Here is a 19957-nt window from a genome sequence, read left to right on the forward strand (position 1 = left end):
ACTAACCGAAACGGTAATCGGCACTCCCACACAGAGAAGAGACAATGCCCTCGCCCGAGGACACGACTGCGGCTACCCGTGCGTTCCTCGACGACCATCCCGAGGCTGAAGAATCGCTTGTAGCGCTTGTTGAGCGTGATGCCCAGGGAGAGCTGTGGACGTTCGATGAAATCGAACTTGACTCCGGCCGCTTTGGAGAACTCGTTGCGCGTGATATCGCGACCAGTGTCGACGGTGGCTACCGACTGGTACCCCCCGACGCAATTCGATCCGTCCTCACGACGCCGGCCGACTCTCGAGTGAGTACTACCTCAACAGATACTGAGCACTCTCCGCCACCACAGGAGTCTAACTCCCCCGATGCGAGCGAGCCAAATGCTCCTTTGCGTGTGATTGCTCGCTTTGTGTCCGACCCAACAACCACGCTCGGGCTTGTCGGCACACTCATCGTCGTTGCGGTGGCACGACTCGTGGCCGCACCCGCTGTATTCCGCGATGGATTTGTGGTTTCACCATCTAACGACACGTACTTTTTCCGGTACTGGCAGGAACAACTTGCGGCGCGCGCTAGCGGCATTTTTGATTTTGGACTGTTTGCCGACATGGGTGGTGCTGCCGCCGCTCGCCCGCTCGCGCACGCAACAAACTGGTGGGTAACTGTCCTTCTCGGCGGTGTTGAGGCCGCACCGACAGTCGCTGCGTGGCTGCCGGTTTTGCTCTCTGTTTGTGTAGGGTATCTTGTCTATCGCGTTTCTGCCCTCCTCACCAACGACGTTCGAGTCGCACTCGCTGCCGTAGTATTCTACGGCCTCGCCCCTGCCAACGTCGTGTACACGTCTGTTGGATTCCTCGATCATCAAGCACATCAGTACCTCTGGCTCGGTCTGCTTATCACGACTCTCACCATACTTGGAAGCGACCTTTCTCGACGACGAGCCACAACCGATACAACAGCCGCCGCGCAGGCTCATGCTCACGATCCAACCATGTGGGCGGTCGCACTCGGTCTCGCGACTGCCGTCGCCGCCTCGGCTCACACTTGGGGAGGCTCTCCGCTTACGTTCATCCCGGTTGCGGCCGTTGTTGGGGTCCGTGTTATACTTGATGTCCGTCACGGCGTGCCGCCGGTTTCTGCTAACCTCCCGCTGCTTGCCGGTCTTGGGCTTGGCGCCGGAGGAGCGCTTACCCTCCACCTTACACTTGGCTGGCATGAATCACTCGCCGCGATCACGCCCGTTCTTGTGGCCGCTGGTGGGTTTGTTGTTGTTGGCCTCGGCGCACTCTGGCGTCGCTTCACACTGCGGCCGGCTGGGCTCGGCATAGTCAACGCTGTTGTTGTAATCGGTGGACTTGGCGGCTACGTACTTGCCCGTCCCGATGTCATCAGCCGTATCCGTACCCGCGCAAGCGCTCTGTTCGGTCGCGAGGGGATCTCTGAGACAGTCTCGTTATTTAATCCCGACTTTGCGGTGGTGCTTGGACCTCTCCTACAACTCGGGCTCGGGTTTTACTTCGCGATCGCCGTGCTTGTGGTCCTTACATGGATGTTTACTAATCGGTATGAGCCCGGATGGCTTGTTCTCGTTTGTTTTGCGTGGTACTACGTAGGACTCGCGGCCATTCAGGTGCGCTTTGCCGGCCAGTTGGCTATTGTTATTGCCCCGTTTGCTGGGATCGGTCTTATCTATCTGCTTTCGTTGATCGATCTCACACGGCCGGTTGCGGTACTCGGACCGCCTGAACAGCAGGGTGCGGATCCTGCTGCGCCTGCCGGTGTACCTAGTAGCCTCACTGACAGCAGCCTCGAGTCTACTTCCGGATCTGGCGGTGATACTACCCAAGCTTCCGCATCGATTACATCGCTTCAACTGCCAGCTGAACGGGGCAAACGAGGCTATCTTGTTGGCGCAATCATCGTTGTGTTACTGTTTAATCTCGTGCTTGTCCCGTCGCTTGTTGGACAGACTACGTATGACCGTGCCCAGTTTGACGCCGCCCTCGCAGTTGACGCGCACGCGAACGAGACTAGCAGTGAGTATCCGCAGAATTTTGTGTTGAGTCAATGGGGTGATAACAGAATGTACAATTACTTTGTGAGCGGCGAATCGCGGAGCTATGGATACGCACGAAGTACTTACGACGAATTCCTTACGGCATCTAACCCAGATGAGTGGTACAACCAACACCACTCACGAGTTGGCTACGTCGTGATTACTGAACGGGATCGTGATTCCGCAGCAAACACGACGTATACGGCTCTTTACGAAGGGCTTGGTGTTGGGGCAAACGGTACCAACTCTGTCGGTCGGTACCAGCTGATCCATAGTGGTTCTGGCGTTCGAACCTTCGCGCTTGTTTCTGGTGCCAGAATTCAGGTTACAGGCTCGTCTACAACGTCAGCAACCGCAACCACCACCGTGAGTCTCCGTGGTGTGGATTACGAATACCACCGAACCGGTGCGGTTGTTAACGGGACGGCAACCATCCGAGTTGCTCACCCCGGCACCTACCATGTCGGAAACCGAACGGTCACAATCAGTGACCGTGATATTCTTGCGGGTAATCAGACGTCTATTTCTGTCAGTTAATGCGCAACCCACACGTGACAGCCCAACGTGGTGATTTGTATGCTGTGCGTAGTAGCGAAAAGTTGTCTCTAGCTGCTTTAGTCGTACTCAAGCTGTTCTATAATTGTATGTGAATTGTATTGGACTCTCGGCTAATTGCGGCCCTGAGTATTTTTTATAAATCTGAGGGTACATCCACCGTGATCACTGATCTTGAAAACGGCCACGAGAAGCCCGCTACCGGCTTTGTGAAAGGCTATCATGGCTACTCGGCCCCACAAAGCATATATAACAACCGCCACAAGCTCAAATCGCAGACCCTACCCATCCAAATGCGACACCAATGCGAGTAACCTCTGTCAAGTCCGGTCGCGCCATCGCTGTGATGTCGGTTATTGACGAACGGGCGACTCAGATGGAGACAAAGCACGGCTGTCGCGCCGAAACAACACAACAATGACACAAAACACAAACTATCGCGGAAAGGCCAACGCGGTCTTTTTCGCGGCGATCATGGTCGTATCCATGTTCGCGGCTGGCTTCGCAGCGGCACCCGCCGCAGCAGCCCCCGTTAATGGCCAGTATCAAGATGATTCTGGCACCGAAGTTAGTATCGTTTACCAAGGACAGAACGTCTACCTCGTCGGCGGCGATATAAACGCCGCTGGCGTTGGTGACTCAGTCAACCTTCGTGAGGTGGATAGTTTCGACGGCGGTACAGTCGACACCAGCTCACAGACGGAGCAGCTGACTGTTTCGGACGGGGCTGACGCCCCTTCCAGTCTCGGACTTGGATCCGGCGACAGGTACGTCGAGATCGACACGGACGATCTCTCGTCCGGTGACTACTTCCTGCGTGGCGCCGGTGATCTCCCGAATAGCCCGGAACAGGAAGACACCTTCGAGGTCACCACCCAGTCGCTCAGCGCTGAGTTCGACGACGACTCGGTGACTGACGAGGGCTCCAATGCGGAGACTGACCTCGACATTTCCTCCGACCGTGGGACCTACAGCATCAACGTGACTGCTGACGGCCTCGAAAACGAGGAACTGTTCAACGTCCTGACCGGCGACGGCGTTAATTACGCTGACGACGCGACGACTGAGCTGACGGAGGCTCAGATCGACAGCACGAGCAGTCTGACCGCCGGAACTGATTACATCGAGAACGGCGGCTTCAACGTCGGCCTTTACCAGCCTGACGACGAGGACTCCGAGCAGAAGGTTGTCCTCATCGGGATCTCCGATTCTGACGAAACTGTCGACTTCTCGGGAATCGACACTGACGACTACACCTTCGAGTTCAACGTGACCGACACGGAAGCGTCGGACGCCTCGAGTATCTCGGTCGGCGAGCTTGACCGGGAGGCAAGCTTCGACGAGTCTGTGTACACGCAGACCGCCGGTGACGTTGTCGAGATGACGGTCGAACTCGAAGACACTGACAACACCTGGGTCCAGTTCGGTAGCGAGGACTCCGGGTTCGTCGACATCCTCTACCTTGAGGATGACGACGATGACGGGGAAGTGACTTTCCAGGTCAACACGCGGACTGTCGGGACGAATGTCGACAAAAGTGTTGTCTACAACACCGAAGACGACATCGTCAACAGTGAAATGTACGACGGTCTCAGCAGTGACCAGGAACCCCGCTATGAAGACGAGGACGAAAACGAGATCGAAGCCTCTGACGTGACTGGTGCCGACAACGACTTCGAGGCGTATCTCGACTCTATCGGCCAGATTAACGCCGAAAGTGGCCCCTCTGACCAGCAGTTCGGTCAGCTCACGCGTCCGCTCCAGCCGACGACCTACGAGGTTGCTGCGAACGGTAACAACGTCTTCATTGTGAATGAGGACGACAACTCGGAGCTGGACGACGAGATCGGGCTGACGACGCTCGACCTCACGGAGCCTGGCGTCGAGAACGTCCAGACGTGGACGGCACCCTCGAACCCGGCTGACGAGACCTCGAACACCTCCGAGATTCTGAATGAAGTGACGCAGAGCTCGGATGTCGCACTCGACGACCAGCTTGTCATCTCGGCCGAGGCCAGTGGGATCTACGGCCACATGGTCGCGCTTGATAGTGACGACTTCGACGCGCTCGACGACGGCTTCTCGGCGTCCACGCTTGACACGCTCGCAAACGACGCTGCCTACGATGGCGAGGGTGTGAACTTTGAAGTCGAGGCAGACGACGCGACGGGCAATCAGGACCCGACGTCGCTCGACCTTACTGCGAGCGAGGATGTCGTCTCGATCTACGTTGACCAGGAGTCCAGCCAGATGTTCATCGTGGTCGACACGAGCGAGGACGACTCCGCGTTCTCGCAGTCTGTCGAGGATGGAACGGACTTCACGGCTGAACTCGAATACGAAGCCGACGAAGACAACCAGTTCAACTTCGAGAACTCGCGCGACGATAGTGGCCCGGGCGAGGCTGCCCTCGGTGGCGCCAATGGACAGACGGATACGGCGGCGTTCCCGTACTTCGCGGCCGGTGAGGACAACACGCAGTCGGCCTCGGCTGACTTCAGCCTCGACGACCGCGGAGCCACGTTCGATAACGTGAACGACGACGACCAGGTCGAGATCACCAACTCCGAAGAAGCGATGGTCTCGGGCACGACTAATGTTGCGCCTGGTACCGAAGTGAGCGTTCGCGTTCAGTCCACTTCCGGTGTCTCGCCCTCGTTCGTCGAGACGTCTGACGACTTCGAAGTTAACGAGGACGGCACGTTCGAAGCTGAACTTGACCTCAGTGCTGCCTCGCTGGAGGACACCGCGACGGTTGCCTTCCGGGTCGCCGGGAGTTCCATCGCGGACTCCGACGCAGTGATTGCTGAGGAGACTCAGGAGCCCGCCTCCTTCGAGGTCTCGGACCTGAGCCCGCAGGAAGCCACCGCAACTGCTGGTGACTCGGTCGACGTCTCGGCGACGATCGAGAACACTGGCAGCGAGGAAGGCACTCAGACCGTCGCGCTCACGCTCGACGGCGACGAACTTGACACGACTGAGGTCACGCTCGAATCTGGCGCGACCCAGACCGTTGAGTTCACGGCCGACACGACCGGCCTCGACGCCGGTGACTACGAACACGGCGTCGCGACTGACGACGACGAGGCAACTGGCACGCTCACCATCGAGGGCGACTCCAGCGGAGACGACTCCTCTGGTGACGACTCCAGTGGAGACGACTCCTCTGGTGACGACTCCAGCGGAGACGACTCCTCTGGTGACGACTCCAGTGGAGACGACTCCTCTGGTGACGACTCCAGCGGCGACTCCACCGACGACGGAACGCCCGGCTTCGGTGCACTCGTCGCACTCGTTGCGCTCATCGCCGCTGCGCTGCTCGCGACCCGCCGTAACGACTAACGTCGTTGCCTGACGGTCGCGACTCGCAGTCGGTAAAATATCGGCCCTCGCGGGCCGATCCACACGCGGTTTTTTATCTGACTCGCACCCTGAGCGATAGCGAGCGGCAGCGCTCCTGATGCGCGATTGTGGCAAAAATTCGCATGGACTGGGTATATTGAAGTAGACGTAGTATCGAACACCGCGTGCTGGACGCTGTCACGCGACGACTACTGATAGTTGCCGTGGCACGGAACTCGCAGTCAACTCGCGTGACGGCGTCTGGTATCATCGGTCGAGTGGCTCGCCGTCAGAGCCACTTCTTTTCAACCAATGGCGTGGGGTGGCGCGCCCCCGGACCCACTTCGAGGGGTGGCCACTTCGAACACGTAGCGACCCTACCTCAACTCAGGCAGCGTCGAGCAGCGCACGTGTTCACTTGCGTTCGCTCACAGTGATTTCGAGGGCGGAAGCCCGACGACATAATTAGGTGGGTACTTTCGGTATGAATTACCACTTCTATGCGGGCAAACGAGCGCCACCACCGTTGCTCCTCAATTGGCCACGGGGGGTTCTCTCATAGAAGAGGCCGCCCGTCAGTCGGCCTGTAACGCTCGGAACTGCCGACCCCAAAGCGAAACAGGAACTCCCTCTCTCGATCTGCGGGCGAAGAACACGAGCAATTACGTTGCTGCTTCCGTTTGGCCCTGCGGAACGCAAGCCCACGATTTTAATCGTGGGTAACTGACGACTGTCTACCCTGTATGTCCGTCCAGAACTATGCCGGTGGACGAACACATTCCGGGGACCGAGGAAACTCGGAAGGTGCTACACGAGCTCAAGGAACCGGGCCAGACGTACGACGACCTCCTGAGGCAACTCGCACAGCAGCGCCGGCGTCGCGACCTCGAACGACGCTTTCAGGAGTTGGAGACGCGGATCGAGACGGGGTAACGTCACTCTCGGACGTTTGATTACGGGGTCCTGATCGACTCGATAATACCCATCTGCGACCGTCGCTCAACACTCCGCATATTTAATGTAATACAGTGCGTAGTACTTCGCATGAGTACTGACAGCGAAATCGACAATCGAACGACCCGTATCACGCGAAAGGGACAGGTAACTATCCCGAAAGCCCTCCGCGAGGAGTTCGGATTAGAGGAAGGCGACGAGCTTCGGTGGGAGAAGACCGACGACGGAATTCGCGTCCGGAAGGCAACGGGATCGGCGGGCCGCGGGATGCTCGCCGACGAGGACGTCTCCGAGGAGAAGCGTGAAGAGATGGCCGCGGAGATGGAGGCCGAGATCCGTGAGAAGCGTCGAAGCGAGTGGCAGCCGTGACCCGCTACACCGTCGATGGCGTCGCGATGGGTCGGTACCTCGTCGACAGTCTACCGCCCGCTGCCGACGACATCTTCGAACGCGCCGAGCGCGGTGACGACATCGTTGAGGCGCCGACAGTCGCCGTCAGTGAGGCGATTCGGACCGCGGTCAACAAGGGCTCGATCGCAGGCGTCGAGGTCGATACGACGCCGAACGCGGTGTTACGTGGACTTGTCACCGACGGACCGGTACGGATCGCTCCGAGTGACGACCACGATCTCGCGGTGTATGGGAGTCTGATCGACCAATACACCCTCCACGACGCGCTGCTCATCGCCAACCATCGTGTCCGGGGTACTGAAGCGATTGTCACCAACGACGAGGAGTTCGCGACTGAGTCGACCGTCTGGCGCTGAACGACGCTGTGACTCCCTACGCCTCGTCCCGCTCGACGACGACCGTCCGCCCGGTGAGCTTCTCGGGCGCGAACCGGTAGAGCTCGATGTCCAGGTCCGGCTTGTCGTCGGCCCAGATCTCGAAGAGCGGGCGCCGCGCCTCGCCGTACTGCGCGATCGTCTCGGGGGTGAGCTCGTCGAGGTCGACCCGCTCTAAGGGGCCGACGCCGACGACACTCGCGTACTCGTCGTCGTCGTCCGCGTAGACGACCACGCGGGCCCGCGGCGCCGACGCGAGGAACTCGCGCTTCTCGCTGTCGGGCGTCGACACCAGCCGGAGGTACAGCGCGCGCTCGTCGGCGTCGTAGCCGTATGAAATCGGGATGGCGTACGGTGCGTCGTCGCGCGCGAGCGCGAGGACCCCCGTCTCGTGGCGGGACAGGTGCGCGTCCACCTCGGCCGGTGACATCTCGACCTCGCTGTTCGTCGGCATACCGCGAATTTCTCCGCACGGCGGCTTAAAGGGCACGAGACGGCACGGGCGTGGGGGCGGAGAGCGGGTCGGCGGCGACGGCAAGTTGGCGCGAGGCCCGTGGGAATCGTTGCGTCGATAAGCTCAATCAAAAAATATAGCGAGCGGAAACCTACCCTTCAGGATGGGTCTGAGCGATAGCATTCCATAGCAAAGCACGCGCTACGACTTGTCTGGATATTCGACGTTATCGAGTCCTGTGGTGACTAACTCGATGTATGCTTCAGTGAGGGTTCGGTCGGTTTTCTCGGCCCACTCTTTCACCTGACCGTGGAGCGACCACGGAATATCCACGTTTGGACGCATCAGTAACAAGACCTTAGGACCGTAAGACCAAGATAGCTTGTGTCGTGAGGCGAACTAACACCTTCGCGGTACGCCCGCTCTCCGACGACGACAAGCGGCTACTGCGGGACCTGTTGGACGCCTCTGCGAGCCTGTGGAACGAGTTGAACTACGAGCGCCGCCAGCAGTTCTTTGACGGAAAAAGCGTCTGGGACACCGCTGACTACCGGAAACAGTACGTCGATGTTCTCGGCTCTGCCACCGCACAGCAGATAATCCGGAAGAACAAGTCCGCGTGGCGGTCGTTTTTTGCCGCACGCGAAAACGGTGAGGACACCGCCCCGCCAGGCTACTGGGGAAACGAAGACGATGGCAGAGAACTCCGCACGTTCATACGCAACGACCAATATACACTGGAGACTGGCAAGCGATCACGAATCGAGATACCGGTCGGGCACGCCCTAAAAGATGAGTACGGGCTTGGTTACTACGACCGCCTGCGTCTCGAAGTGTGTGGGGTTCCTAAATGGGACGGCGAACAGGGCCGTCTGGAGATACAGTACGACGAGGNTGGTTACTACGACCGCCTGCGTCTCGAAGTGTGTGGGGTTCCTAAATGGGACGGCGAACAGGGCCGTCTGGAGATACAGTACGACGAGGTGGATGACACGTTCAGAGCCTTCCAGCCTGTCACCGTGCCTGATTCTCGGCAGGATTCACCACTGGCTTCTCACGAAGCCGCTCTGGACGTGGGCGCAAACAACTTTGTCGCCTGTACCACCACGACAGGACAGCGGTATCTCTACGAAGCGCGCGACCTGTTCGCCCGCTTCCGTGAGACAACCGAAGAAATAGCCCGGTTACAGTCCAAACTCTGCGAGGGACGATACAGCAGTCAGCGGATTCAACGGCTGTATCGCACGCGGACGCGACGACGCGACCACGCACAGGACGCGCTCGTTCGGGACCTGATGGAACGACTCTACACCGAAGGGGTCGCCACGGTGTACGTGGGCGACCTCACGGACGTCCTTTCGACACATTGGTGTGCCGAAATAAACGCAAAGACTCACCAATTCTGGGCGTTCCGAGCGTTCATCAAGCGACTGTCGCACACTGCCGAAGAATACGGTATCACGGTTAAGGTGCGGTCAGAAGCCAACACAACGCGAACGTGCCCAGTGTGTGGCGAGCAGGACGACACTAATCGGGACGGCGATGTGTTTCGGTGTCCGTGCGGTCACGAAGCCCACGCCGACCTGTGTGCCTCTCGCACGTTCCTCGTACAGCAGGCTGGCGAACCCGCTGGGTCGATGGCACGGCCCGTGCGCCTCACGTGGGACGACCACAACTGGTCGGAGCTACCATACTCTCCCGAGAGGGTACGTCCCAGCGAGGAGCGCACAAACCGGAGTACCCGCGAGGGGAAACTTGCCTCCGTGGGGACGGTATAGCCAACAGCCCTACCGGAGGAATCCCACAGCTTCAGACGTGGGAGGATGTCACCGGCGCCCCGCAGACGACACAGCCCGTTTCGAGCAGCGTCGCCCGCATCGCGTCGTCCACCTCGATCGAGCGCCGACACTCCGGGCAGACGAAGGTGTGGGTGGATCGCCCCGTCATATCCGTGCGTACGACCCCCACGCGCATCAAACGGGCCGCGCATTCTCGCGGCTTCGGAATGTGATAAATGATCGTTAATCCAGCAGCGCCCCGAACAGCTTCCGCTGAGCCGCCGCGACGTGTTCCGTGAACGTCGAGCGCCCGATGCCGAGCGACTCGGCGACCTCGCCGGCGTTGGCCCCCTTCGGGTGGTCGAAGTAGCCCGCCTCGTAGGCGGCCACCAACACCTCGCGCTGGCGCTCTGTCAGTTCGCTCCGGTCGACGGTGACCAGATCCGACTCCGTCGGCGTCGTCGTCGACTGGAGCAGGCGCAACACCTCCATCTCCGGACACGCGTCGCGGAACGCCTCCAGCACCGACCGCAGCGTCGGCAGGTCGCCCGCGTGGAAGGTGAGCCGGAGGCGCCCGTCGCGAATCGTCGCCTCCGAGACGGGCGTCTCGTGGCGGTCGAGGACGGCGAACGGCGAGTCGGGGTCGACCGCGGCGTCGAACCGGTAGGCCGCCCGTCCGCCGTAGTCGAAGACCACCTCGACCCCCTCGGGGACCGCGAGGTCGGCGTCCGCGATGAACTCCACGACGACGCGTTCGCGGTCGTCGGCGGGCGTACAGCGCGCGACCTCGGTGACCGGCGTCGCCCCGTCGACGACGCCGTCGAACGGCGACGGCGCCGCGGTCGGCAGCGAGACCTCCGCCCGGATTCCCGATCCCATCTCGTTCGTCCGTACCCGCCCCGGGCAAAAACGTTGGCGGGCGCGCCGCCGCAGTATAAACCTCCCCGCATATGATGGGACACGGTTCGGGGGCGTGGAGCCGGTACCTACAGATATGAAACGCCCCCCGCGCACGACCGACGCCACGACGACGACGACCGACGACGCGGCGCTCGACGCGACGTTCGAGGCGCTCGCGGACGCAGACTGTCGGGCGATCCTCGCGGCCGCGGCGACGCCGAAGACGACCAGCGAGCTCGCCGACGAGTGCGACATCGCGCTCTCGACCGCCTACCGGAAGGTGGAGCTACTGAGCGAGACGCCGCTGCTCGCCGAGGGGGTCCGATTCGACCCGGACGGCGACCACGCCGCCGAGTACGTCCGTGACGCCGCCGACGCCGCGCTCGAACTCGGCGACGACGGCGTGGCGCTCACCGTCGAGAACGGGGGGACCGACCCCCTCGCCGCCGCGCTCGACGCGCCCGGCGTTTCGGCCGACTGACCGCCGCGTTGCGCCCGTCGGCGCGGCGCCGACTCACGGTGTTTCGCGCGTTCCGTTTTCGAGTCTGATAATCGAACGGTCAGGGTTTTACATCAGTTCGCGGTGGAATCCGATATGTCTCGCCTGCCGGAGCCAGAGACCCTCATCGATCTCGCGCAGGACAAAGTCGCGGTGATCGACGAGACGGGACGGTTCCGGTATCTCAACGCGGCCACCCGCGAGCTGCTCGGCTACGACCCGGACGATCTCGTCGGCCGAGACGCGTTCGAGCTGATCCATCCCGCCGACGTCGGCCGAATTCGCGACGCGTTCGACGCGCTCGTCGCCGGCGATGGGCGACCGGACGCGCCGCTGGAGTACCGCTACGCGACCGCCGACGGCGACTGGGTGTGGTTCCGTACCCGTGTGTTCCCACCGGCGGGGACCGGTCTCGACGGGTACGCCCTGAGCTCCCGCGATGTCACCCTCGAAGTTGAGTCCCAGCGACGCCTGGAGACCATCGCGTCGACGTCGCCGGACGTGCTGTGGATGTTCGACGCCGGCTGGAGCGAACTGCTGTTCGTTAACGGCGCGGTCGAGCCGGTGTTCGGGATCGCCCCCGAGACGCTCGAACGGCGGCCGCGGGCGTTCTTAGAGGCCGTCCACCCGGACGACCGGGACCGGGTGGAGCGGTCGATGGAGCGGCTCTCAGCCGGCGAGCAGACGAACATCGACTACCGGATCGGCTCTCCCGACGGACCGACCACCTGGGTCAGGGTGCCCGCGCGTCCCGTCACCGAGGACGGCGAGGTGATCGCGGTGGCGGGGTTCGCCCGCGACGTCACCGACGAGTACCGCCGCGAGCGCCAGCTCACGGTGATGGACAACCTGCTCCGACACACGATCCGCAACGATATGAACATCGTCGACGGCACCGCGGAGCGGATCGCCGACCGCGTCGACGACGCCGTCGCCGCGCCGTCGGCCAACGGCGCGGCGCCGCCCGACATCGATCTGTCCGCACTCGCCGACGACCTCGTCGACCACGCGGAGACGGTCCGCCGGGTCGCCGACGATCTGCTGACCACGGCCGAGAAGCAGCGCGGCGTGATCGACCTCCTCCGGCAGCACGAGCGGCCCCAGCCGCTCCGCGTCGCGCCGCTCGTCGAGCGCGCGGTGGCGGACGCCCTCGACGACGCGAGCGACTCGCCCGCCGACGTCTCCGTCGCCTGTTCCGACGAGCTGCGCGCGTTCACGCATCCGGAGCTCGACTACGCGATCGCCGAGCTGATCGGGAACGCGATCGAACACGCGGAGGCGCCGCCGACTATCGAGGTCGAGGTCACCGCGCCCGCCGACCGCATCGAGATCGCGGTCCGGGACGACGCGCCGCCGATCCCATCGGCCGAGCGCGACCCCATCACCGACCGGTGGAAGATGGACGACCTCAGGCACACCGGCGGGATGGGGCTGTGGCTCGTCTACTGGATCGCGGACCGCTCCGGCGGCGACCTCGCGTTCGACGCCGGCTCCGACGGCAACGAAGTGACGATCAGCGTCCCCGACGCCGACTGCGACCCCTCCTTCTCGGCGGCCGACCGCGGCCCGCCGCCGGTCTCCGACGTCCGGCCGGCCCCGGCGGAACCGGACGGCGGCGCGACGGGGCCGGCCGTCGATTCCGAGGCGGTCTCACCCGGGCCCACCGATGCCGAGTCCACTAATACCGAGCCCACCGATACCGAGCCCGTCGCGACCGATGTCGCGGACCGCGAACCTACGGACCGTGAAGCCGCGGCCGACCGTGAGTCGACCGCCGACCGCGAGCCGATCGGAGACGGCGATCCAGACGATCCCGACGCCGCCCCCGGTCCGCCGTGAAGATCGACGGGCGGCCGGCCGAAACCCGATCGATCGTTCACCGTTGACTCCGGTTTCGAAGAACCTCCCACGGATCTTAAGCCGTCGCTTCGCGTACCCTCGGGTTGATGGGTACGCTCAACGAGCTGTTCGACCCGGATCGGGTCGCCGTCGTCGGCGCGACCGCCCGCGAGGGCGCCGTCGGCCGCGCCGTCACGTCGAATCTCCTCGACGACTTTGACGGCGACACGGTCCCCGTCAACCCGAACTACGACGAGGTGCTCGGCACGCCCTGCGTCGACGAGGTCGCCGACGCGGATGCCGGCGTCGCCGTGATCGTCGTTCCCCCCTCGATCGTGTTGGACGCCATCGAGGCGTGCGGCGAGGCGGGGGTCCGCAACGTCGTCGTGATCACCGCCGGGTTCGGCGAGACGGGGGAGAACGGAGCGGCGAGGGAGCGTCGCCTCGCGGAGTTAGCCGACGAGTACGACCTCAACCTCGTCGGCCCCAACAGCCTGGGGATCATGTCGACGCCCTCGGGTATGAACGCCACGTTCGGTCCCGAGAACGCGCTCCCCGGCGGGCTCTCCTTCATGAGCCAGTCGGGCGCGTTCGTCACCGCGGTCCTCGACTGGGCCAACGACAACGGGATCGGGTTCAAGGACGTGGTCTCGCTCGGCAACAAGGCGGTTCTCGACGAGACGGACTTCGTCGACCACTGGGGGTCGGACGAGGAGACCGACGTGATCATCGGCTACCTCGAAGGGATCGAGGACGGTCGCGAGTTCATCGAGACCGCCCGCGAGACGACCCAGGACACGCCTATCGTCGCCGTGAAGTCCGGACGGACGAGCGCCGGCGCGCAGGCCGCCTCCTCGCACACCGGCACCCTCGCCGGCTCCGACAAGGCGTACGAGGCCGGCCTCGACCAGGCGGGCGTCATCCGCGCGGAGTCGGTCGACGAGCTGTTCGACTCGGCGGGCATCCTCGGGAGCCAGCCGCTGCCCGACACCGACAGCGTCGCCATCGTCACGAACGCCGGCGGCCCCGGCGTGATGGCGACCGACGCGGTCGGCGACGCCGACCTCGACATGGCGTCGTTCACGAGCGAGACGACGGACGCCCTCGCCGAGTCGATGCCCGAGGAGGCGAACATCCACAACCCGGTCGACGTGATCGGCGACGCCGACGTGGAGCGGTTCCGCGAGGCGCTGGAGATCACCGTCGCCGACGACAACGTCGGCGCCGCCCTCGTGTTGGCCGCGCCGACGGCGACGATCGACTTCGACGAGCTCGCGGACGCGATCACCGACGTGAGCGACGAGATGGACGCGCCCGTCGCCGCCTGCCTGATGGGCGGCGACCGGACCCGGGAACCGAAACAGCAGCTCCAGTCGCGGGGTATCCCCTGTTACTTCGACCCGGCCCGCGCCATCGACAGCCTCGCGACGCTCGCGACCTACCGCGACATCAAGCGCCGGGAGTACGCCGACCCGATGTCGTTCGACGTCGACCGCGAGCGCGCCCGAGAGATCCTCGGGACGGTGCGCGACCGCGACGACAACCGCCTCGGCGTCGAGGCGATGGAGCTGCTCGACGCGTACGGCATCCCCACGCCCGACGGCGAGATCGTCGACTCGCCGGAACGCGCCCGCGAGGTCGCCGAAGGCGTCGACGGCGACGTGGTGATGAAGATCGTCTCGCCGGACATCCTGCATAAGTCCGACATCGGCGGCGTCTCCGTCGGCGTGAGCGACGACGACGTGGCCGACACCTACGAGGACCTCGTCACCCGCGCGCGCAACTACCAGCCGGACGCGACCGTCCTCGGGGTCCAGGTACAGGAGATGGTCGACCTCGACGACGGCGTCGAGACCATCGTCGGCATGAACCGCGACCCGCAGTTCGGGCCGCTGCTGATGTTCGGGCTCGGCGGCATCTTCGTGGAGGTGATGGAGGACACCACCTTCCGCGTCGCGCCCGTCTCCGAGCCCGAGGCCCGCGAGATGACCGAGGAGATCCAGTCGGCGCCGCTGTTGCGCGGCGCCCGCGGCCGCGATCCGGTCGACGTCGACGCCGTCATCGAGACGATCGGCCGGCTCTCGCAGCTGGTCACCGACTACCCGGCCATCCTCGAACTCGACATCAACCCCCTCGTCGCACTGCCCGACGGTGACGGCGGCGCGAACGCCGCCGCCGTCGACGTGAGACTCACCGTCGACCCGGAGGCGCTCGACGTGCCGGCGACCGAACAGCAGCCCCTCGACGCGGAGGAACCCACCGATGACTGACACACCCACCACACTCGTCACCGCGACCGGAGACAGCGCCGGAAAGACAGCGATCACCGTCGCCCTCGCGCGGCTCGCGGCCGACCGCGACCGCAGCGTCGGCTACATGAAACCGAAGGGCACCCGGCTCCAGTCGAACGTCGGCAAGACGCTCGACCAGGACCCGATGCTCGCCCGCGAGGTGCTCGGCTTGGACGCCGAGATGCACCAGATGGAGCCCGTCGTCTACTCGCCGACGTTCGTCGAGGGCGCGATCCGCGGCACCGAGGACTCGGACGCCCTCCGCGACCGGATCCGCGAGGAGTACGACGGCATCGCGGCCGACCACGATCAGGTGTTCGTCGAGGGCGGCGGCAGCTGGACCACCGGCGGCGTCGTCGGCCTCACCGACGTCGACGTGGCGGAGTTGCTCGACGCGCGGGTCGTCCTCGTCGCCGAGTACGGCTCGCCGAACGACCTCGACGAGGTGTTGGCGGCCGCCGACGCGTTCGGCGACCGCCTCGCCGGCGTCGTGTTCAACAAGGTGTCCGACGATGCCTTCGAGTCGCTCGACCAGGACGGCATCCCGTTCCTCGAATCGAAGGGGATCACCGTGTTCGGCGCGGTTCCCCACGAGAAGGAGCTCGCGGGCGTCACGGTCGGCGAACTCGCCGACGAGCTCGGCGCCGAACTCCTCACCGACGCGCCGACCGACGCGTTCGTCGAGCGCTTCCTCGTCGGCGCGATGGGCGGCGACGAGAGCGCTCCGCCACTTCCGGCGCGCCCGCGACGCCGCCGTCATCACCGGCGGCGACCGCGCCGACGTCCAGACCGCGGCGCTCGACGCTTCCGGCGTCGCCTGCCTCGTGCTCACCGGCGGCCACCGGCCCTCGGGCGCGGTGCTCGGCAAGGCGGCGGACGCCGGCAAGCCCGTCCTCGCCGTGAACACCGACACGGTCACCGCCATCGACCGCGCCGAGGGGGTCGTCCGCGGCGGCCGCACGCGCGACGTCCGGACGGTCGACCGGATGGCCGAGCTGCTCGGCGACCACGTCGACGTCGACGCGCTCGTCTGAGCCGGCCGTCACTCCCCTCCCGTTTCGTCCGCGATCCGTGATCGTCTGACGTACTGTTTTCAGGGTGGACGACGTACCCCGCCCATGACCAGTCTCTCGGAGGCGTACGGTGGACGGGGGCGCTCCGGGGTCGACCCGCGTCGGCTGTACCTCGGTGTGGGGTCATTCGTCGCGGGCACGCTGCTCGTCGTCGCGGGAATTCTCGTGGCGGCCGAGGTTGTGCTTCCGTCGGGCTATAGCTCGGGCACGGCCCGGGAGATCGGCGGGGTCGTCGGCGGCGTCGGCGTCCCGCTCGTGTTGCTCGGCGTGATGGCCGTCCTCCCCGCCGACCGCAACACCTACGCCGCGGCGGTCGTCGGCGCGGCCGTCATGTGTCTCGGCGTGGCCCTGTTCACCTACGCGTACCCCGTGCGGTGGGTCGGCGGGCCGCGACCGGATCTCCCGAACCTCACCCTTCACACCGCCGGCGTCTACTTCCTCGGCGCCGCGACGACGCTGTGGAGCGTGTTCGTCGGCGTCGCCAACTTCAAGACCCGCAACGACCCCGGCGGCACCGTCTCGATGGAGGTGACCCACAAGGGGGAGACGCGGGTGGTCGAGGTCCCCCGCGACCAGTTGAGCGGTCCCGGCGGCGTCGGCCTCCTCGGCGGCACGCCCGACGGCGACGTCGAGACACAGACGAACCGCCCCGACGCCGAGGGCTCGGGCGGTCCCGCCGATTCCCCCGGTTCCGCGGCGCGGGGCGACACCCCTGCGTCCGCGTCCGAGAGTCGGCCGAGCGGCGCAGGCGGCTCCGCCACTGGCGGCCCGGTCGCCGGCGCGAGCGAGCGTCCCGGCCCGGGCTCCGCTGGCGTGAGCGACGGCGGGAGCGCCGAGCGCGACATCTCCTCGCCGCTTGACGATTCGGGACCGACGGACCGGCCCTCTTCGCCCGCGACGCCGGAGCCCGCGCCCTCGCCCGACTCCCCCGCCGCGCGCGACGGCCCGGGCGACGCCTACTGCGGCAACTGCGCGGAGTTCGACTACGTCCGGACGGACGACGGGATGCGCCCCTACTGCGCGCACTATGACGAGCTGATGGACGACATGGAGGCGTGCGACTCCTGGACGCCGCGGTAGGCGTGGCCGCCGCCGTGGGACCGCCTGCGGGACCGTGCGACCGACGGTCCGAGGCGCTCGCCCGGCACAAGAGCTAACTCGCGCTCCGTCGAGTGGCTGCCATGGATGTCCGCCGAACGCTCTTTGTCGCCGGGTTCGTCGGGGCATCGATCTCGTACGTCTTCAACGTCCTCGCGTTCACCGGCACGTTCGACGTGTTCCGCTGGGCGGTGTTCGCTGTGCTGTACCTATGGTCACCTACGGATTCGACCGGTTCATCGCCTGGCAGACCGGTTCCGACTGAGCGTCCCTGACGAGGAGTTCGGCAGACACCGGCCCGAAGCCGAGATATTTCGGCCCGGCCGAGGCGACCACGTCGCGCCTCGGTACGGGGGACCTCACACCGGCTCCGCCGACGGGAGCTGCGACTCCGCGACCGCGAACGCGAGCGTACTCAACACGCCGATGAGCGTGCCGGCCGCGAGCGCCATCGCCAGCTCCGAGAGGCCGAGCGCCGTCACGCCCGGGGCGTCCGGGAGGAAGAACCCGGAGACCGCGAACAGCACCACGGCGATGGAGGCGACGTAGAAGGGCGCGTTGAGGTAGCGCCACCGGAACCGGCCGGCGAGGTACTCGTCGGTGATCTGTCCGAGGCTGGAGGTGACGCCCGCGACGCCGAGCCACTGGACGAACCCGTGGACGAACGCGGCGAGGGCAGTGCCGCCGGCGAGCGAACTCCCCTGGGCCGTCCGGACGACGTCGACGGTGTCGAACCCCTGAACGCCGCCGACGACGATGAGGGCGAGCGCGACGACGTAGGTGACGAGCGTCACGCGGCCGGTGTAGAGGACGTTGCGGACGGTCTCGGCGGTCCCGTCGACGGTGTCTTCGAGCCCCAGCCCGCGGAACAGCGAGTAGAGGCCGACCGCGCCGGAGAGGATTCCCAGCACGGCCGCGCCCGCGACGTCGAAGAGGTTCGCGACGACGACGAGCGGGTAGATGAGGAGGACCACGCCGAGCGGGATTAAGATCGTGCCCCGGGTCTCCGGGTCGGCGAGGACCTGCTTGATCGTGTAGTACAGCGATTCGAGATCCTGCGCCTGCCGGACGACGACCCGGCGCATCCCGTCGATCGGCATCCGCGACCGGATCACGGGGAGGACGGACTCGTCTTGGGCGCCGTCGGTGATCACGACCGCCGAGACCTCCTCGCCGGTCGACAGCTCGGCGAGCACGCGGTCGACCTCTTGGCCGACCGCGCGGTTCGCCTTCACGTCGGGACCGTCGACGCCCGTGACGGCCGCGACCTCGACGGCCTCGCCCTCGGCGGCCAGTTCGTCGTGAACGTTGACGCCCTGAAAGAGCACGTTCACGTCGGAGTCCTCGGGGTCGGCGGTCGCGAGCGCGACCGCGGCCTCGGTGACGTCGTCGGCGCCGATGACGGGGGTGAGGATCCCCGTCTTGCGGCCGAGGTCGTCGTCGAGGTCGACGCAGAGGACGAGCAGCATCGTTCGAGGCTACGCGGGGGGGCGGCATATGTTTTCGGCTCGGGTCGGGCCCGCCGAACCCGGCAACCGCGACGCCGCGGGCGACCGCGCCGGTGCGCGCGATCCCGCGCCGGTGACCGCCGTCAGTTCTCTTCGTTCGGCTCGTGTTCGAGCCCGTTCATCATCGATCGGACGTTCTCCCCGTCGCTGAACGCGGCCGGATACGCCGCGAGGGGGAGTACGAAGTCGCCTCCGACGCCGACCGGCTCGCCGATGTGGAGTTCCAGTTCGGTGGTCGCGCCGGTCCCCTCGATCTCGCCGTCGGCCGTGTACACGACCACCTCGGCGTCGGAGCCGAGGACCCCGGTCGAGTACTCCGAGCCCCGTTCGAGGTTGCCGACGTTCTCGAAGCGGCTCAGGATGAGCTCGGCGCGCTCGCGGGTACTCATCTCGGCGATCGGGTTGAGCGCCTGGCCGAGCACCTCGATCTGCGGCGTCGTCACCGCGGCGAACACGGCGGCTTGGTAGTTCTCGCCGAACAGCTCGACGGCCTTGTCGTACTCGGCGACCGTGTTCGTCACGCGCACCTCACGGGTCTGTCCGGCGGCCTCGACCTCCCGGGAGACCGTCTCGTCGGTCACCTCGTTGAGTTCGTACCCGCTTTCGTCGAGGGTCGCGTCAGCGACCGTCGCGGTCCCGGCCGCGAACTCGGCGGGCTCCTCGCCGGTGGCGACGTCGAGCGCGGTACAGCCGGCGAGGCTCGCCAGCCCGAGGGCGCCCCCGGCGGCGAGCGCGCGGCGACGCGTGACCGCGTCGGCCGGCCGGCGCTTCTCGTCGTCGGAATCTGACGTCTCACCGGGTTTCATGGCTCCCCCTCGCGGCGGCGGGGG

General features: G+C 65.1%; 15 protein-coding genes and 2 pseudogenes. 12 read left to right on the forward strand and 5 right to left on the reverse strand.

The window, feature by feature from the left end:
* Positions 1-44 precede the first annotated feature (44 nt).
* The 5 genes and pseudogenes from C463_RS17660 to C463_RS08700 all read left to right on the forward strand — a co-directional run bounded on the left by C463_RS17660 (position 45) and on the right by C463_RS08700 (position 7669).
* A complete protein-coding gene (locus tag C463_RS17660) occupies positions 45-2588 on the forward strand; it encodes a hypothetical protein (RefSeq protein WP_080510796.1) in 2544 nt (847 codons plus the stop codon).
* Between the two features lie 435 nt (positions 2589-3023).
* The gene (locus C463_RS08685) at positions 3024-5948 is read left to right on the forward strand and encodes a BGTF surface domain-containing protein (RefSeq protein ID WP_049905730.1); all 2925 of its coding nucleotides are present in this window, start codon (positions 3024-3026) and stop codon (positions 5946-5948) included.
* A gap of 759 nt (positions 5949-6707) precedes the next feature.
* Positions 6708-6901 (forward strand): annotated as a pseudogene (locus C463_RS08690) (hypothetical protein).
* A gap of 91 nt (positions 6902-6992) precedes the next feature.
* Complete coding sequence (locus C463_RS08695) at positions 6993-7271, forward strand: AbrB/MazE/SpoVT family DNA-binding domain-containing protein (RefSeq protein WP_008442829.1); 279 nt, start codon at positions 6993-6995, stop codon at positions 7269-7271.
* On the forward strand, positions 7268-7669 hold the full coding sequence (locus C463_RS08700) for a hypothetical protein (protein ID WP_008442831.1): 402 nt from the start codon (positions 7268-7270) through the stop codon (positions 7667-7669). Before C463_RS08695 ends, C463_RS08700 begins: the two co-directional genes overlap by 4 nt.
* Positions 7670-7685: 16 nt before the next feature.
* Here C463_RS08700 and C463_RS08705 read toward each other — a convergent pair whose 3' ends face one another.
* Positions 7686-8141: a pyridoxamine 5'-phosphate oxidase family protein gene (locus C463_RS08705; RefSeq protein WP_008442833.1), complete on the reverse strand. Its 456-nt coding sequence runs from the start codon at positions 8139-8141 to the stop codon at positions 7686-7688.
* A gap of 389 nt (positions 8142-8530) precedes the next feature.
* On the opposite strand from C463_RS08705, the gene C463_RS08710 reads away from it, so the two are divergent.
* Positions 8531-9919, forward strand: a complete 1389-nt coding sequence (locus C463_RS08710) for an IS200/IS605 family transposon protein TnpB (RefSeq protein WP_008442835.1) — start codon at positions 8531-8533, stop codon at positions 9917-9919.
* A gap of 31 nt (positions 9920-9950) precedes the next feature.
* Here C463_RS08710 and C463_RS19195 read toward each other — a convergent pair whose 3' ends face one another.
* Both C463_RS19195 and C463_RS08715 read right to left on the reverse strand, forming a co-directional pair.
* Entirely contained in the window at positions 9951-10088 is a 138-nt protein-coding gene (locus C463_RS19195; RefSeq protein WP_008442837.1) for a DUF7560 family zinc ribbon protein, read from the reverse strand.
* A gap of 74 nt (positions 10089-10162) precedes the next feature.
* A complete protein-coding gene (locus C463_RS08715; protein WP_008442839.1) occupies positions 10163-10798 on the reverse strand; it encodes a helix-turn-helix domain-containing protein in 636 nt (211 codons plus the stop codon).
* A gap of 115 nt (positions 10799-10913) precedes the next feature.
* Here C463_RS08715 and C463_RS08720 point away from each other — a divergent pair, with 115 nt between their 5' ends.
* The 6 genes and pseudogenes from C463_RS08720 (at position 10914) to C463_RS17665 (ending at position 17894) form a co-directional block, all read left to right on the forward strand.
* On the forward strand, positions 10914-11300 hold the full coding sequence (locus C463_RS08720) for a winged helix-turn-helix domain-containing protein (protein ID WP_008442840.1): 387 nt from the start codon (positions 10914-10916) through the stop codon (positions 11298-11300).
* A 114-nt stretch (positions 11301-11414) separates the two neighbouring features.
* Positions 11415-13157: a PAS domain-containing sensor histidine kinase gene (locus C463_RS08725; RefSeq protein WP_008442841.1), complete on the forward strand. Its 1743-nt coding sequence runs from the start codon at positions 11415-11417 to the stop codon at positions 13155-13157.
* Between the two features lie 107 nt (positions 13158-13264).
* On the forward strand, positions 13265-15427 hold the full coding sequence (locus C463_RS08730; RefSeq protein ID WP_008442843.1) for an acetate--CoA ligase family protein: 2163 nt from the start codon (positions 13265-13267) through the stop codon (positions 15425-15427).
* Positions 15420-16482: pseudogene (locus C463_RS08735) on the forward strand (phosphotransacetylase family protein). Before C463_RS08730 ends, C463_RS08735 begins: the two are co-directional and overlap by 8 nt.
* Before the next feature lie 84 nt (positions 16483-16566).
* Positions 16567-17601, forward strand: a complete 1035-nt coding sequence (locus C463_RS08740; protein WP_008442845.1) for a DUF7139 domain-containing protein — start codon at positions 16567-16569, stop codon at positions 17599-17601.
* Between the two features lie 101 nt (positions 17602-17702).
* Positions 17703-17894, forward strand: coding sequence for a hypothetical protein (locus tag C463_RS17665; RefSeq protein ID WP_239638872.1), 192 nt, complete (start codon positions 17703-17705; stop codon positions 17892-17894).
* An 84-nt stretch (positions 17895-17978) separates the two neighbouring features.
* Here the strand turns inward: C463_RS17665 and C463_RS08745 are convergent, their stop codons facing one another.
* A complete protein-coding gene (locus tag C463_RS08745; RefSeq protein WP_008442846.1) occupies positions 17979-19088 on the reverse strand; it encodes a DUF373 family protein in 1110 nt (369 codons plus the stop codon).
* A gap of 122 nt (positions 19089-19210) precedes the next feature.
* Complete coding sequence (locus tag C463_RS08750) at positions 19211-19933, reverse strand: DUF6517 family protein (protein WP_008442847.1); 723 nt, start codon at positions 19931-19933, stop codon at positions 19211-19213.
* Between the last annotated feature and the right edge of the window lie 24 nt (positions 19934-19957).

This window comes from Halorubrum californiense DSM 19288, assembly GCF_000336875.1.
In the GTDB taxonomy this organism is placed as follows: Archaea; Halobacteriota; Halobacteria; order Halobacteriales; family Haloferacaceae; genus Halorubrum; species Halorubrum californiense.

Coding starts and splice junctions, on each gene's coding strand:
- C463_RS17660 (WP_080510796.1), top strand. CDS start 45: ATGCCCTCGCCCGAGGACACGACTGCGGCTACCCGTGCGTTCCTCGAC.
- C463_RS08685 (WP_049905730.1), top strand. CDS start 3,024: ATGACACAAAACACAAACTATCGCGGAAAGGCCAACGCGGTCTTTTTC.
- C463_RS08695 (WP_008442829.1), top strand. CDS start 6,993: ATGAGTACTGACAGCGAAATCGACAATCGAACGACCCGTATCACGCGA.
- C463_RS08705 (WP_008442833.1), bottom strand. CDS start 8,141: ATGCCGACGAACAGCGAGGTCGAGATGTCACCGGCCGAGGTGGACGCG.
- C463_RS19195 (WP_008442837.1), bottom strand. CDS start 10,088: ATGACGGGGCGATCCACCCACACCTTCGTCTGCCCGGAGTGTCGGCGC.
- C463_RS08715 (WP_008442839.1), bottom strand. CDS start 10,798: ATGGGATCGGGAATCCGGGCGGAGGTCTCGCTGCCGACCGCGGCGCCG.
- C463_RS08720 (WP_008442840.1), top strand. CDS start 10,914: ATGAAACGCCCCCCGCGCACGACCGACGCCACGACGACGACGACCGAC.
- C463_RS08725 (WP_008442841.1), top strand. CDS start 11,415: ATGTCTCGCCTGCCGGAGCCAGAGACCCTCATCGATCTCGCGCAGGAC.
- C463_RS08730 (WP_008442843.1), top strand. CDS start 13,265: ATGGGTACGCTCAACGAGCTGTTCGACCCGGATCGGGTCGCCGTCGTC.
- C463_RS08740 (WP_008442845.1), top strand. CDS start 16,567: ATGACCAGTCTCTCGGAGGCGTACGGTGGACGGGGGCGCTCCGGGGTC.
- C463_RS17665 (WP_239638872.1), top strand. CDS start 17,703: ATGGATGTCCGCCGAACGCTCTTTGTCGCCGGGTTCGTCGGGGCATCG.
- C463_RS08745 (WP_008442846.1), bottom strand. CDS start 19,088: ATGCTGCTCGTCCTCTGCGTCGACCTCGACGACGACCTCGGCCGCAAG.
- C463_RS08750 (WP_008442847.1), bottom strand. CDS start 19,933: ATGAAACCCGGTGAGACGTCAGATTCCGACGACGAGAAGCGCCGGCCG.